The organism is Curtobacterium sp. TXMA1, from assembly GCF_020162095.1.
Classification (GTDB): domain Bacteria; phylum Actinomycetota; class Actinomycetes; order Actinomycetales; family Microbacteriaceae; genus Curtobacterium.
Map to the genome: position 1 here is coordinate 1817456 of NZ_CP083910.1, position 13879 is coordinate 1831334.

The following is a 13879-nucleotide window of genomic DNA, read 5'->3' on the forward strand; positions in this document are numbered from 1 at the left end:
CGGTGCGGGCTGCCGAGGGGCCCTCCGCAGACCCGGCAGTGCGCGCGCTCCCCGCAGTCGGCGCAGACGAGGCCGGTGCCGAAGCCCGGGTTCGCGACCTGCACCAGGACCGGGCCGTGCTGACTGGCCTCGCGGGCGGCGCGCCAGGCGGTGCTCGGGATGCGGGCCTGTGCGGCGAAGCCCTCGGCGCCGGCCTGCTGCGCGGTCGGGATCACCCTCGGCGTCGGCACCCGGTGCGGCGCGAGCTCCTGCAGCCAGTGCAGCTCGACGAGCCGCTGGACGTCCGTCGACCGGGCGTGTGCCAGGAACAGGAGCGCGGCGCCGGACTGGGCGGTCCGGACGAGGGCGACGTCGCGCGTGTGCACGTACGGCGCGCGGGGTTCGACGAAGGACGCGTCGCCGTCGTCCCACATCGCCACGAGCCCGAGCTCCGTCGCGGGTGCGAACGCCGCCGTCCGGTTGCCGATCGCGACGACGGCGTGCGTCCGCGCCTGCAGCAGCGCCTTCGCCCGCTGACCGTTCGTCTGCTTCGCGTCGAACCGGACGACGCGCTCGGGCGGGAGCACCGCGAGCAGCGCACGCTCCAGGTCGGTGACGTCGCGGAAGTCCGGGACGGCGAGCACGGCAGACTGGTCGCGGGCGACGACGTGCGATGCGGCCTGGGCGAGCGTGGCGGCCCATCCGGGGACCCAGACGGGGTCGTCGGCTTTCCCGACGTCGACGGGGTGGGGGACGGCGTCGACCGCAGCGCGCCCACGGTCGGCGAGCAGTGCCTCCAGGACGCCGTCGGCGTAGCCGGTGACCGGTGTCGGTTCGACCGTCGGTGGTGACCACGCGGTGTCACGGGCGAGCCACGCCTTCTCCGCACGGACCTGGCGCGTCGGCACGGCGAGCCGCAGCACGTCGGAAGCGACCCCGGCTGCGCGGTCGGCGACGGCGCGCGCGAGCGACCAGATCTCTGGCGCGAGGACCGGGACGGGTGAGACGACCTGCTCGACGGCGCTGAGTTCGCCCGGCCAGTCCCCTTCGGAGACCACCTCGACGACGTAGGCGTCGGACATCCGGGCACCGGTGCGCAGCGGCACCTTCACGCGGACCCCCGGCACGCAGTCGTCCTCGAGCTCGGCCGGCACCCGGTAGTCGAACAGACGGTCCAACTGAGGGAGCGGCGAGTCGAGGACGACGCGCGCGACGGTGGTCACACGGTGCCTAGACGGCGGCGGTGACGAGTCCTGCTGCGGCGCGGAGCTCCTCGACGCGGTCGAGCTGCTCCCAGGTGAAGCCGGGCAGCTCGCGGCCGAAGTGGCCGTACGCCGCGGTCTGGGCGTACCGGGGCTTGAGCAGGTCGAGGTCGCGGATGATGGCGGCCGGACGCAGGTCGAACACCTCCGTGATCGCAGCCTCGATCGTGGCGTCGTCGACGTGTCCGGTGCCGAATGACTCGACGTACAGGCCGACGGGCTTCGCGCGGCCGATGGCGTAGGCCACCTGCACCTCGAGCCGGTCCGCGAGCCCCGCTGCGACCGCGTTCTTCGCGACCCAGCGCAACGCGTACGCCGCCGAACGGTCCACCTTCGACGGATCCTTGCCGCTGAACGCGCCGCCGCCGTGCCGGGAGGCACCCCCGTACGTGTCGACGATGACCTTGCGCCCGGTGAGCCCGGCGTCGCCCTGCGGGCCACCGATCTCGAACCGGCCGGTCGGGTTCACGATGACGTCGACGTGCGACGAGTCGAGGTCCACCAGGTCGAGCACCGGGCGGATCACGTGCTCGGTGATCAGCGCCGTGAGCTCGTCGAGCGTGACCGCCGGTGAGTGCTGCGTGGAGAGCACGACCGTCTCGACGGTCTTCGGCACGACACCGTCGTAGCCGACCGTGACCTGCGTCTTGCCGTCCGGGCGGAGGAAGTCGAGCACACCGGTCTTGCGGACCTCGGCCAGGCGCTCCGCCAGGCGGTGCGCGAGCCAGATCGCGACGGGCATGTACTCGGGGGTCTCGTTCGTCGCGAAGCCGAACATGATGCCCTGGTCACCCGCGCCCTGGCGGTCGAGCTCGTCGACGCCGGCACCGGACCGGCTGTCGAGCGACTCGTCGACGCCCTGGGCGATGTCGGGCGACTGCGCGCCGATCGACACCTCGACACCGCAGGTCCGGCCGTCGAAGGAGACCTCGGACGAGTCGTACCCGATGCCCGTGATGACGTCACGCACCAGCTTCGGGATCTCGACGTAGCCCGAGGTCGTGACCTCGCCCGCCACGTGGACGAGCCCGGTCGTCACCATCGTCTCGACCGCGACCCGCGCGTGCGGGTCGACCGCGAGCAGCGCGTCGAGGATGGTGTCCGAGATCTGGTCGCAGATCTTGTCGGGGTGCCCCTCCGTCACCGACTCGGACGTGAAGAGGCGCAGGTTCGTGCTGCTCACCGGGGTCAGTCGGTGGGCTGCTGCTGCTTGGTGACGGTCAGCTTGTCCTCGTTGATCTCGTGCAGAGCGACGGACAGCGGCTTGTCGTCGATCGTCGAGTCCACGAGCGGACCGACGTTGTCGAAGAGCGAACCCTCGTGCAGGTCGGCGTAGTAGTCGTTGATCTGGCGCGCGCGCTTCGAGGCGAAGATGACGAGCGCGTACTTCGACTCCACCTTGGCGAGCAGGTCGTCGATGGGCGGGTCGATGATGCCCTGGGGGTTGGCCATGGTGTCTCCTGTCGGCTGCGGATGCGTGGGGCGCGGGTCCGACCGGATCGGACCGCCCGACCGGGGTCGGGCTGCGCGGACGCGGCGCCCCGGGGGCACACGCGCGTGCGCCGTGTCAGGGCGCAGAGAACAAGTCTACGACCTCGCGTGCCGCGGTGCCGACATCCGAGTTCACGATGCGCACGTCGAACTCGTCCTGCGCGGCCAGCTCGACCTTCGCGGTCTCGAGTCGTCGGGCCTGTTCCTCGGCAGACTCGGTGCCGCGGCCGATGAGCCGGCGGACGAGCTCCTCCCACGTCGGCGGCAGCAGGAAGACGAGGACGGCCTCGGGCATGGCGTCACGGACCTGCCGTGCGCCTTGGAGGTCGATCTCGAGCATCACCTTGTCGCCGGCGTCGAGCGCACGGTCGATCGGCGGCCGCGGCGTGCCGTACCGGTAGGAGTTGTGCACCACGGCCCACTCGAGCAGCTCGCGGTCGCGGATCATCCGGTCGAACTCGGCGTCGTCGACGAAGTAGTAGTGCACCCCGTCGACCTCGCCCGGGCGGGGCTTGCGGGTCGTCGCCGAGACGCTGAGGTTCACGTCCGGGAAGTGCTCGCGGATGTGCGCGCTCACGGTGCCCTTGCCGACCGCGGTGGGTCCGGCGAGCACGACGAGCTTCGACGCGCCGCGCTTCCGGCCGCGCGCGGCGAGCCAGTCGGACAGGGCGGTGCGCTGCCGGGTGCCCAGACCACCGAGTCGCTTCGACGGGGCGATCCGGAGCTCCCCCATGACGGCCTCGGCGCGCGCGGGACCGATGCCGGACATGCTCGTGAGGAGGTCCCGCACGCGCAGGGACTTCTCGGCGGGCAGGTCCGCGTCGGACCAGGCGGCACGGGCGACCTCGAGGGCACTGCGCTCCCCCGACGCCACCTGCGCCTTCACCGCGGCCCGGGCGCGCCGCGCGGCGACGGCAGCCCGGGCGGCGGCGACACGGTCGACCTCCGGCGGGTTCCGGTGCGCGGGCAGGTCGGTGCGGTCAGCGGGAGTGGAGGCGGAGGTCTCGTCCGTCACGCGGCCGCTCCCAGCGCGGCGTGGATGCGGTCGACGCGGTCCTGCACCAGGGCCGCGACGCCGTCGGGGCCGTCGGTCAGCAGACCGCGGGACTCGTTCACCAGCACCTGCTCGGCGCGTGCACCGTAGCGGGCGCGCAGGTCCTCGATCCGTGCACCCTGGGCACCGAAGCCCGGAGCGAGCACCGGCGCGTTGCCGATGGTCTCCGCGTCGATGCCGAAGTCGTCGAGGTCGAGGGTGGCGCCGAGCACGAGCCCGACGTCCCCGAGCGGCTGCTCGCCGCCGGTCCGGTTGTCGTCTGCCACCTGCAAGACGATACCGGCCGCGACGGACCGTCCGGCACGCGGTCCCTCGGCGAGCACCGCGGTCTGCAGCACGCGCGCCTCCGGGTTGCTCGTCGCGGCGAGCACGAACACCCCGGCGTCGTTCCGCCGGGCGACCTCGACGGTGCCGGCGAGCGAGCCGTAGCCGAGGTACGGCGACACGGTCATCGCGTCCGCCCGGAACGGGCCGTCCCGGTCGAGCCACGCGAGCGCGTAGTCGTCTCCGGTCGAGCCGATGTCGCCCCGCTTCACGTCGGCGACGACCAGGAGGCCCGCATCACGCGCACGACGCAGGGTCGCGTCGAGCGCACGGTAGCCGGGCACCCCCGCCGCCTCGAAGAAGGCGATCTGCGGCTTCACGATCGCCGCACGGCCGGCGGCCGCATCGACCAGGGTCGCGCCGAAGGCGGTGAGACCCTGCTCGTCGCGGCCGAGCCCCCACGCCGCCAGGGTGGCGGCGTGGGGGTCGATGCCGACGCACAGGGGCGAACGCTCCCCCATGGCGGCGGCGAGCCGGACGCCGAAGGAGGCCGCGCCTCCCGGCTGCACGATCGTCACCTCGGCTGCCGTCACCAGGTCGCGCGCTCGAGCGCGTAGTCCTGCAGGCTGCGGGCGCTGAGCGGCGTGCCGATCGTCTCGATCGCCGCGACCGCCGCGCCGAGCTGCGCGATGGTCGTGAAGAGCGGCTTGTCCGCGGCGACGGTCGCCGCCCGGATCTCGTAGCCGTCCGCGCGACCGGCGGCACCGGAGGGCGTGTTGATGACGATGTCCACCGCGTCGCGGGCGAGCAGGTCGACGACGCTCTCGCCGCCCTCGCTGTACTTGCCGACGAGCGTGACCTCGATGCCGTTGCGGCGCAGGACCTCGGCGGTCCCCTCGGTCGCGGTGATCGTGAACCCGAGCTGCTGCAGGCGGTGCACGGGCAGGACGACCTGGCGCTTGTCGGTGTCGGCGACGCTCACGAAGACCGTGCCACTGGTCGGCAGGCCGCCGTACGCCGCGTCCTGCGACTTGAGGAAGGCCCGCGGGAAGTCGCGGTCGATGCCCATCACCTCGCCGGTCGAGCGCATCTCGGGGCTGAGCACCGAGTCGACGACCTGGCCGTCGTGCGTGCGGAAGCGGCGGAACGGCAGCACGGCCTCCTTGACCGCGACCGGCGCCTGCGGCGGCACCGAGGAGCCGTCGCGCTCGGGCAGCAGACCCTCGGCGACGAGCGCGTCGATCGAGGTGCCGGTCATCACCCGGCTGGCCGCCTTCGCGAGCGGGATGCCGAGCGCCTTCGACACGAACGGGACCGTCCGGCTGGCGCGCGGGTTGGCCTCGAGCACGTAGAGCACGCCCGCACCGATCGCGAACTGCACGTTGAGCAGGCCCTGCACGCCGATGCCGCGCGCGATCTTCTCGGTCGCCTCGACCACCGCGCGGATCTCCGCCTTGCCGAGCCCGACGGGCGGCAGGGTGCACGCCGAGTCACCGGAGTGGATGCCGGCCTCCTCGATGTGCTCCATGATGCCGCCGACGTAGAGCCGCTCGCCGTCGAAGAGCGCGTCGACGTCGATCTCCACCGCGTCGTCGAGGAACCGGTCGACCAGCAGCGGCAGGTCCGGGCCGATGATCGCCTGGTCGGCCATGCGGTCGAAGTAGTCGGCCAGGGCTGCCGGGTCGTAGACGATCTCCATGCCACGGCCGCCGAGCACGAAGGACGGGCGGACGAGGACCGGGTAGCCGATCTCCTCGGCGACCGCGGTCGCGCTGGCGAGGTCGTGCGCGGTGCCGTTCCGCGGCGCGAGCAGGCCGGCCTGCTCGAGGATCGCGGCGAACTGCCCGCGCTCCTCGGCGGAGTCGATCGCGCTCGGGGTGGTGCCGAGGATCGGGATGCCGGCGGCCTCGAGCGGCTTCGCCAGGCCGAGCGCGGTCTGTCCGCCGAGCTGGACGACGACGCCGACGAGCTCGCCGGACGCGGCCTCGGCCTCGATGACCTCGAGGACGTCCTCGGTGGTGAGCGGCTCGAAGTACAGCCGGTCCGAGGTGTCGTAGTCGGTGGAGACCGTCTCCGGGTTGCAGTTGATCATGATCGTCTCGTAGCCGGCGTCCGACAGCGCGAACGAGGCGTGCACGCAGGAGTAGTCGAACTCGACGCCCTGGCCGATGCGGTTCGGGCCGGAGCCGAGGATGACGACCTTCTTGCGGTCGCTCGGGGCGACCTCGGTCTCGGTGTCGTACGACGAGTAGTGGTAGGGCGTCAGGGCCGGGAACTCGCCGGCGCAGGTGTCGACGGTCTTGAACACCGGGCGGATGCCCTGCTCGTGGCGGGTGGCACGGACGTCCTGCTCGGTGACCTGCTGGTCGCCGTCCGACCGCAGCGAGGCGATCTGGGCGTCGCTGAAGCCGTGCTCCTTGGCCCAGCGCAGCGTGTCGGCGTCGAGCGTCTCCGCGGCCCGGACCTCGTCCGCGACCTCGTTGATGAGGACGATCTGGTCGATGAACCAGGGGTCGATCTTCGTGGCCTCGAACACCTCGTCCGCAGTGGCGCCGGCGACGAGGGCCTGCTGCACCGTGACGATGCGGCCGTCGGTCGGGGTCTGCGCCTTCTCGAGCAGGGCGGCCTTGTCGAGCTCGGCCGCCGGCGTGTCCCAGTGGAAGCTCGAGCCGCGCTTCTCGAGGGAGCGGAGCGACTTCTGCAGCGCGGTGGCGTAGTTGCGACCGATGGCCATCGCTTCGCCGACGCTCTTCATGGTGGTGGTGAGCGTGGCGTCAGCCGCCGGGAACTTCTCGAACGCGAACCGCGGGGTCTTCACGACGACGTAGTCGAGCGTCGGCTCGAAGCTCGCCGGGGTGACACGGGTGATGTCGTTCTCGATCTCGTCCAGGCGGTACCCGATCGCGAGCTTCGCGGCGATCTTGGCGATCGGGAAGCCGGTCGCCTTCGACGCGAGCGCCGACGACCGCGAGACCCGCGGGTTCATCTCGATGACGATCACGCGACCGTTCGACGGGTCGACCGCGAACTGGATGTTGCAGCCGCCGGTGTCGACACCGACGCGGCGGATGATGTCGATGCCGATGTTCCGCATGTTCTGGTACTCGCGGTCGGTCAGCGTCAGCGCGGGGGCGACCGTGATCGAGTCACCCGTGTGCACACCCACCGGGTCGACGTTCTCGATCGAGCAGATGACGACCGTGTTGTCGAAGTTGTCCCGCATGAGCTCGAGCTCGTACTCCTTCCAGCCGAGGATCGACTCCTCGAGGAGCACCTCGGTGGTCGGGCTGGACTGCAGGCCGTCGCCGACGAAGCGGACGAGCTCCTCCTCGTCGTAGGCGAAACCGGAGCCGAGACCACCCATCGTGAAGGACGGCCGGACGACGAGCGGGTAGCCGAGGTCCTGCGCGTACTCCTTCGCTTCCTCGAGCGTGTGCGCGATGTGGCTGCGGGCAACGTCCGCACCGGACTCGAGCACGAGCTCCTTGAAGAGCTGGCGGTCCTCGCCGCGCTGGATGGCGTCGACCTTGGCACCGATGAGCTCGACGTCGTACTTCTCGAGGATGCCCTCGGCGTCGAGCTTGATCGCCGCGTTGAGCGCCGTCTGGCCGCCGAGCGTCGGGAGCACGGCGTCCGGGCGCTCGATCTTGATGATCTCCTCGAGCGACGCGCTCGTGATCGGCTCGATGTACGTCGCGTCGGCGAAGTCGGGGTCGGTCATGATCGTCGCCGGGTTCGGGTTGACGAGGATGACGCGGACGCCCTCGGCGCGGAGGACGCGGCACGCCTGGGTGCCGGAGTAGTCGAACTCGGCGGCCTGACCGATGACGATCGGGCCCGAGCCGATGACGAGGACGGAGTTGATGTCTGCGCGCTTCGGCATCAGTTGCTGCTTTCGTTCTGCGCGGCCGACGCGCCCGCGTCGGTCGTCGGGTCGGCTGCGGGGGTCGTGGCGGTGGCGGTCGCCGGGTCGAGCGGCTTCCCCTCGCGTCGCGCACGGACCAGGTCCGCGAACCGGTCGAACAGGTACATGGAGTCGTGCGGCCCGGCCGCCGCCTCGGGGTGGTACTGCACGCTGAACGCGGGCACGTCGAGCGCGCGGAGGCCCTCGACGACCTGGTCGTTCAGGGAGTAGTGCGAGACCTCGACCCGGCCGAACCCGGCCGGCGACTCGAGGACCTCGCCCAGGGGCGCGTCGACCGCGAAGCCGTGGTTCTGGCTCGTGATCTCGACCTTGCCGGTGGCGGTGTCGAGCACGGGCTGGTTGATGCCGCGGTGGCCGAACGGCAGCTTGTACGTGCCGAAGCCGAGCGCGCGGCCGAGGAGCTGGTTGCCGAAGCAGATGCCGAAGAACGGGCGGCCGGTCTTCAGGGACTCCTGCAGCAGTTCGACCTGTGCGTCGCTCGCGGCGGGGTCACCGGGGCCGTTCGAGTAGAAGAGGGCGTCGGGGTCGAGCTCCTGCAGGGCGGTCGCCGTGATGTCCTGCGGCACGACGTGCACCTCGAACCCGCGCTCGGCGAGGTAGCGGGTGGTGGACGCCTTGACACCGAGGTCGAGCACGGCGAGTCGGCCGATCTGCTCGCCGACGGCGGGGACCACGTAGGTCTCCGGGGTCGACACGATCGAGGAGAAGCTCGCACCGGCCATCCCGGCCTGGTCGCGCACGATCTGCAGCTGCTCGTCGGCGGACAGCTCGGCGTCCGCTCCGCTGAACACGCCGCCCTTCATGGCGCCCGCGTCGCGGATGCGGCGCGTCAGTGCACGGGTGTCGATGCCGGAGATCCCGACGATGCCGTCGCGCACCAGGTGGTCGTCGAGGGTCGCGTTCGCGCGGTGGTTCGACACGACGCGGCTGGGGTCGCGGACCACGTAGCCGGCGACCCAGATGCGACGGGACTCCGGGTCCTCGTCGTTGACGCCCGTGTTGCCGATGTGCGGCGCGGTCTGCACCACGATCTGCCCGGCGTAGGACGGGTCGGTCAGCGTCTCCTGGTAGCCGGTCATGCCGGTGGCGAAGACGACCTCTCCCAGGGATCGGCCTCGGGCGCCGTAGGCCCGTCCGTCGTAGCGGGTGCCGTCCTCGAGGACCAGTACGGCCCGTTCGCGTGTCATCAGTTCGTCCCTTCGCCCGCGGTGTGCGGGTGTTCGTGCGTCGTCGTCAGTCCCTGCAGGGCGGCGAGTGCTGCTGCGTCGCCCTCCGGGAACCGGAAGTAGGTGTCGAGGTCCGTCGCACCTGCGGCGCCGGTCGCCGTCCATCGCAGACGGACCAGTCCCCCGGGCTCGACCACGCGGTCGATGGCCGAGGTCGCGCGGTCTGCGCCGCGCACGGCGTCCGCCGCGATCCAACGGTCCGCGGCGCCGGCGTGGTGCAGGACCACCCCGGTGTCGTGGACGGTCACGCCGCCGCGGCCCCGGAACCCGAGTCCGCCCGCCGTCATCCGTTCGAGCGGCTGGTCGGCGCGGGTCGTCGCGACGGTGAAGCCGTCCCAGGACCCGGCCGCCGGTCCCAACCCGGTCGGGACCGGGACGGGAGGCACGGCCGCGGTCTGCGCGCGGGTGCGGGTCCGCCAGGTGCGTGCCATGGCGACGAACAGCGCGGCCACCAGGAGCAGGATCACCGCTCCGGTCGTCCAGCGCAGCGCTTCGCCGCTCACCGGGTCACCGCCGGGGTCACGCGGTCGCCGCCTTCGCTGCGTCCGCCGCCGCGGCCACGCGCTCGGCGTCGACGAGCGCGCCGTCCAGGAGCGTCGGGTACCCGTGGTGGAACGTCGCGACGACCCGACCCGGCAGCCGCATGCCGAGGTACGGCGAGTTCTGCGACTGGCCGGCGAGGTCGTCGATCGAGAACTCGCGCACCGCCGCGGGGTCGTACAGGGTGAGCTCGGCCGGGGCACCTTCGGCGATGCGCTGACCGTGTCCCTCGACCTGGCCGATCCGGGCGGGCGCCTCGGAGAGCACCCGCGCGACGTCGGCCCAGTCGAGCCGGCCGTCCTCGACCACGGCGGCGTGCACGACGCTCAGCGCGGACTCGAGTCCGACCATCCCGTTCGCGGCGGCCGGCCACTCGCAGCACTTCGCCTCGGCGGTGTGCGGTGCGTGGTCGGTCGCGACGATGTCGATCGTGCCGTCGGCGAGTGCGGCGCGCAGCGCGTCGACGTCCTCGCGTGAGCGCAGCGGCGGGTTGACCTTGTACCGGGCGTCGTACCCGGGCGCACCGTCGACCCCGGCGATGAGGTCCTCGGTCAGGACGAGGTGGTGCGGCGTGACCTCGGCCGTGACGTCGATCCCGCGGGACTTCGCCCAGCGGATCACCTCGACGCTGCCGGCGGTGGAGACGTGGCAGACGTGCAGGCGTGCTCCCACGTGGTCGGCGAGCAGCACGTCGCGGGCGATGACCGCCTCTTCCGCGACGGCAGGCCACCCCGCGAGCCCGAGCTCCGACGACAGCCGGCCCTCGTTCATCTGCGCGCCGATCGTCAGCCGGGGCTCCTGCGCGTGCTGCGCGAGGACGCCGCCGAAGCCCTTGATGTACTCGAGCGCCCGGCGCATGAGCAGCGGGTCGGCGACGCACGAGCCGTCGTCCGAGAACACCCGGACCTTCGCGCGGCTCGTCGCCATCGCACCGATCTCGGACAGGTGTGTGCCCTGCAGCCCCTGCGACACCGCGCCGATCGGACGCACGGTGACGTACCCGGCGTCGTCCCCGAGCGCCTGCACCTGCTCGACCACGCCCGCGGTGTCGGCGACCGGCGACGAGTTCGCCATCGCGTTCACCGCGGTGAAGCCGCCGGCGGCAGCCGCGCGCGAACCGGTGAGCACCGTCTCCGACTCCTCGAACCCGGGCTCGCGCAGGTGCGTGTGGAGGTCCACGAGACCGGGCAGGGCGATCAGGCCCTCCGCGTCGACGACCGTGGCACCGGCCGCGTCGAGACCGGAGCCGACCGCGGTGATGCGCCGTCCCTCCAGACGGATGTCGGCTCGCGAGCCGTCGACCAGCTGCGCGCCGCGGATCAGGTGGGCGGTCATGCGACGGACTCCTTCGGTTCGTGCTCGCCGGTCAGGGCGAGGTACAGGACGGCCATGCGGACCGACACACCGTTGGCGACCTGCTCGACGACCGTCGAGCGCGGGTCGTCCGCGGCGACGCCGGCGATCTCGAGGCCGCGGTTCATCGGCCCCGGGTGCATGATCAGCGTCCGGTCGGACAGGGCAGCCGCGCGTGCGGCGGTGAGTCCGAAGTGGCGGGTGTACTCGCGGGGGTTCGGGAAGAACGCGTCGTTCATGCGCTCCTGCTGGATGCGCAGGAGCATCACGACGTCCGGGTCCTCGGCGAGGGCCGCGTCGAGGTCGTGGTGCACGGCGGCGCCGAACGGGCGGTCCACCGCGGGGAGCAGGGTCGGCGGGGCCGCGAAGGTGACCTCGGCGCCGAGCGTGCGGAGCAGCCAGGCGTTGCTCCGGGCGACGCGGCTGTGCAGGACGTCGCCGACGATCGTCACCCGGACGCCGTCGAGCGCCCTCCCGCGGCTGGCCTCGCCGTGGAGGCGACGCCGCATCGTGAAGGCGTCGAGCAGGGCCTGCGTCGGGTGCTCGTGCGTGCCGTCGCCGGCGTTCACGACCGGGACGTCGATCCAATCGGCCTCGGCCAGGACCCGCGGAGCGCCCGACGCCGGGTGCCGCATGACGATGCCGTCGATGCCCATCGCGCCGAGGGTCTGGACGGTGTCCTTGAGCGACTCGCCCTTGGAGACGCTGGAGCCCTTCGCCGCGAAGTTGATGACGTCGGCGGACAGGCGCTTGGCGGCGGCCTCGAAGGAGATGCGGGTGCGGGTGGAGTCCTCGAAGAAGAGGTTCACGACGGTCTTGCCGCGCAGTGCGGGGAGCTTCCGGACCTCGCGGGTGTTGACCTCGGCCATCTCCTCGGCGACGTCGAGGATCCGGACGGCCTGGTCGCGTGAGAGGTCGGCGGTGGAGAGGAGGTGCTTCACGCCGCACCCCCGGCCTGCGGCTGCTGCTGCTCGTCGGGCTGCTCGATGACGACCTCGTCGCTGCCGTCCGTCTCGGTCAGGCGCAGCGTGACCCGCTCGTCGGAGGCGGTCGGCAGGTTCTTGCCGACGTGGTCCGCGCGGATCGGGAGCTCGCGGTGTCCCCGGTCGGCGAGCACCGCGAGACGGACGGCGCGCGGCCGTCCGATGCCCTGCAGGGCGTCGAGCGCTGCGCGGACCGTGCGCCCGGAGAAGAGCACGTCGTCGACGAGCACGACGACCTTGCCGTCGATGCCGCTCCTCGGGATCGTCGTGCGGTGTGGCGCACGACCGATGCCGTGGCCGAGGTCGTCCCGGTGCATCGTGACGTCGAGCGTGCCGAGCCGCTGATCGCGGTGCGCTGCCCACTCGGGGTCGATGTCGGCCAGGATGCGGTCGAGCCGCTCGGCCAGGACGGCACCCCGTGTCGGGATGCCCAGGAGCACGAGGTCCGAGGCGCCGTGGTTGGCCTCGAGGATCTCGTGCGCGATGCGTGTCAGAGCACGCGTGATGTCGGGGTGTTGCAGGACCGTTCTGGTGCCCACGCCGACCTCCTTCCCCGCCTCACCGGACGGACTTAAAGGATGTTGACGTGGACAACCCTACTCGGACTCCTGGTCCCCCGCGACAGTCCGACCGGACGGTGCGGCGGCCTGCGCAGCGCCCGCTCCGGACGGTGCGGCGGACTGGCCGGTGCTCCGGGCGGACGGTGCCCGGCCGCCCGCGACGGCCCCGAGGACACCGTTCACGAAGCCGGCCGAGTCGTCCGTCGAGAGCGACTGCGCGAGCTCGACCGCCTCGGCGATCGCGACGGCGTCCGGGACCTCCGGGTTGTACCGGAGCTCCCAGACGCCCATCCGCAGGATGCAGCGGTCGAGTACGGGCATGCGGGCGATGGACCAGCCCTGCGCGTGCTCGACGATCACCTTGTCGATCGCCGCGCGGTCGTCGTCGACACCGGTGACGATCTGCCGCGCGTAGTCCCAGCTCGAGGCGCGCTCGGGCTGGTCCAGGTGCCGCACCGTCTCGGTGGCCAGCACGTCCGCGATCGGGAGCTCACGCACCTCGGCGACGTACAACATGTCGAGGGCGCGCTTGCGGGCCTTCGAACGAGCACTCATGGGGCGGACGCCTAGTTGTTGACGCGGCCGAGGAAGCTGCCGTCGCGCGTGTCGATCTTCACGGTGGTGCCGTTCTCCAGGTACAGCGGCACCTGGATGCGGTGACCGGTCGCGATGATCGTCGCGTCCTTCGTGCCGCCGGAGGAACGGTCGCCCTGCAGGCCCGGCTCGGTCTCGACCTCGGTGACGATCGACGTCGGGAGCTCGATGTAGAGCGGGTTGCCCTCGTTCATCGCGATGGTGACCATGGCGGACTCGAGCAGGTAGTTCTTGGCGTCGCCGACGACGGTCTCCGACACGGGGACCTGGTCGTAGGTGTCGGTGTCCATGAACACGTACGACTCGCCGTCCTGGTACAGGTACTGGTAGTCGCGACGGTCCACGGTCGCGGTGTCGATCTTCGCGCCGGCGTTGAACGTGCGGTCGACGACCTTGCCCGAGACGACGTTCTTGAGCTTGGTGCGGACGAAGGCGCCGCCCTTGCCCGGCTTCACGTGCTGGAACTCGACGACCGACCAGAGCTGCCCGTCGATGATGAGAACGGCGCCGTTCTTGATGTCAGTGGTACTCGCCATGGGTCTTCCGTTCGATGGTGTTGTGAAGGTCTCCCGGACGTGCGTCCGGTCCCGGCGGCGACGGGTGTGCCCGCGCCGACGCCCCGACGAGTGTAGCGGACGAGGACCGTCG

The 13879-nt window shown here is 71.8% G+C and carries 13 protein-coding genes and 1 pseudogene; 1 reads left to right on the forward strand and 13 read right to left on the reverse strand.

Translation table 11 applies throughout. The features are described from left to right. The first annotated feature begins 38 nt into the window (after window positions 1-38). Window positions 39-830 carry a hypothetical protein gene (locus tag LCG91_RS08625; protein ID WP_224443200.1) on the forward strand — a complete coding sequence of 264 codons (792 nt, stop codon included), beginning with the start codon at window positions 39-41 and terminating at the stop codon, window positions 828-830. A gap of 111 nt (window positions 831-941) precedes the next feature. Here the strand turns inward: LCG91_RS08625 and LCG91_RS16420 are convergent. The 13 genes and pseudogenes from LCG91_RS16420 to efp form a co-directional block, all read right to left on the reverse strand. After that, a pseudogene (locus LCG91_RS16420) lies at window positions 942-1202 on the reverse strand (primosomal protein N'); the annotation flags it as partial. Window positions 1203-1209: 7 nt separating this feature from the next. Further along, window positions 1210-2424 carry a methionine adenosyltransferase gene (gene metK, locus LCG91_RS08635; protein WP_058749791.1) on the reverse strand — a complete coding sequence of 405 codons (1215 nt, stop codon included), beginning with the start codon at window positions 2422-2424 and terminating at the stop codon, window positions 1210-1212. Between the two features lie 5 nt (window positions 2425-2429). Then, a complete protein-coding gene (rpoZ, locus tag LCG91_RS08640) occupies window positions 2430-2693 on the reverse strand; it encodes a DNA-directed RNA polymerase subunit omega (protein ID WP_022906709.1) in 264 nt (87 codons plus the stop codon). Between the two features lie 115 nt (window positions 2694-2808). Next, on the reverse strand, window positions 2809-3702 hold the full coding sequence (gene gmk, locus LCG91_RS08645) for a guanylate kinase (protein ID WP_224443117.1): 894 nt from the start codon (window positions 3700-3702) through the stop codon (window positions 2809-2811). A 41-nt stretch (window positions 3703-3743) separates the two neighbouring features. Then, window positions 3744-4643 carry an orotidine-5'-phosphate decarboxylase gene (gene pyrF, locus LCG91_RS08650; RefSeq protein ID WP_224441129.1) on the reverse strand — a complete coding sequence of 300 codons (900 nt, stop codon included), beginning with the start codon at window positions 4641-4643 and terminating at the stop codon, window positions 3744-3746. Next, a complete protein-coding gene (gene carB, locus LCG91_RS08655) occupies window positions 4640-7933 on the reverse strand; it encodes a carbamoyl-phosphate synthase large subunit (RefSeq protein ID WP_224441130.1) in 3294 nt (1097 codons plus the stop codon). Before carB ends, pyrF begins: the two co-directional genes overlap by 4 nt. Next, a complete protein-coding gene (gene carA, locus LCG91_RS08660; RefSeq protein WP_058749793.1) occupies window positions 7933-9162 on the reverse strand; it encodes a glutamine-hydrolyzing carbamoyl-phosphate synthase small subunit in 1230 nt (409 codons plus the stop codon). Before carA ends, carB begins: the two co-directional genes overlap by 1 nt. After that, on the reverse strand, window positions 9162-9704 hold the full coding sequence (locus tag LCG91_RS08665) for a hypothetical protein (RefSeq protein WP_224441131.1): 543 nt from the start codon (window positions 9702-9704) through the stop codon (window positions 9162-9164). Before LCG91_RS08665 ends, carA begins: the two co-directional genes overlap by 1 nt. Window positions 9705-9720: 16 nt before the next feature. Continuing rightward, window positions 9721-11076 (reverse strand): dihydroorotase, encoded by a 1356-nt coding sequence (locus LCG91_RS08670; protein WP_058729115.1) that lies wholly within the window; start codon window positions 11074-11076, stop codon window positions 9721-9723. Continuing rightward, a complete protein-coding gene (locus LCG91_RS08675; RefSeq protein WP_224441132.1) occupies window positions 11073-12035 on the reverse strand; it encodes an aspartate carbamoyltransferase catalytic subunit in 963 nt (320 codons plus the stop codon). The genes LCG91_RS08670 and LCG91_RS08675 overlap by 4 nt, the downstream gene beginning before the upstream one ends. Further along, window positions 12032-12616 carry a bifunctional pyr operon transcriptional regulator/uracil phosphoribosyltransferase PyrR gene (pyrR, locus tag LCG91_RS08680; protein ID WP_058749797.1) on the reverse strand — a complete coding sequence of 195 codons (585 nt, stop codon included), beginning with the start codon at window positions 12614-12616 and terminating at the stop codon, window positions 12032-12034. Before pyrR ends, LCG91_RS08675 begins: the two co-directional genes overlap by 4 nt. 57 nt (window positions 12617-12673) lie before the next feature. After that, complete coding sequence (gene nusB, locus LCG91_RS08685) at window positions 12674-13192, reverse strand: transcription antitermination factor NusB (RefSeq protein WP_411955799.1); 519 nt, start codon at window positions 13190-13192, stop codon at window positions 12674-12676. An 11-nt stretch (window positions 13193-13203) separates the two neighbouring features. Next, window positions 13204-13767 (reverse strand): elongation factor P, encoded by a 564-nt coding sequence (efp, locus tag LCG91_RS08690; protein WP_058729119.1) that lies wholly within the window; start codon window positions 13765-13767, stop codon window positions 13204-13206. Window positions 13768-13879 lie beyond the last annotated feature (112 nt).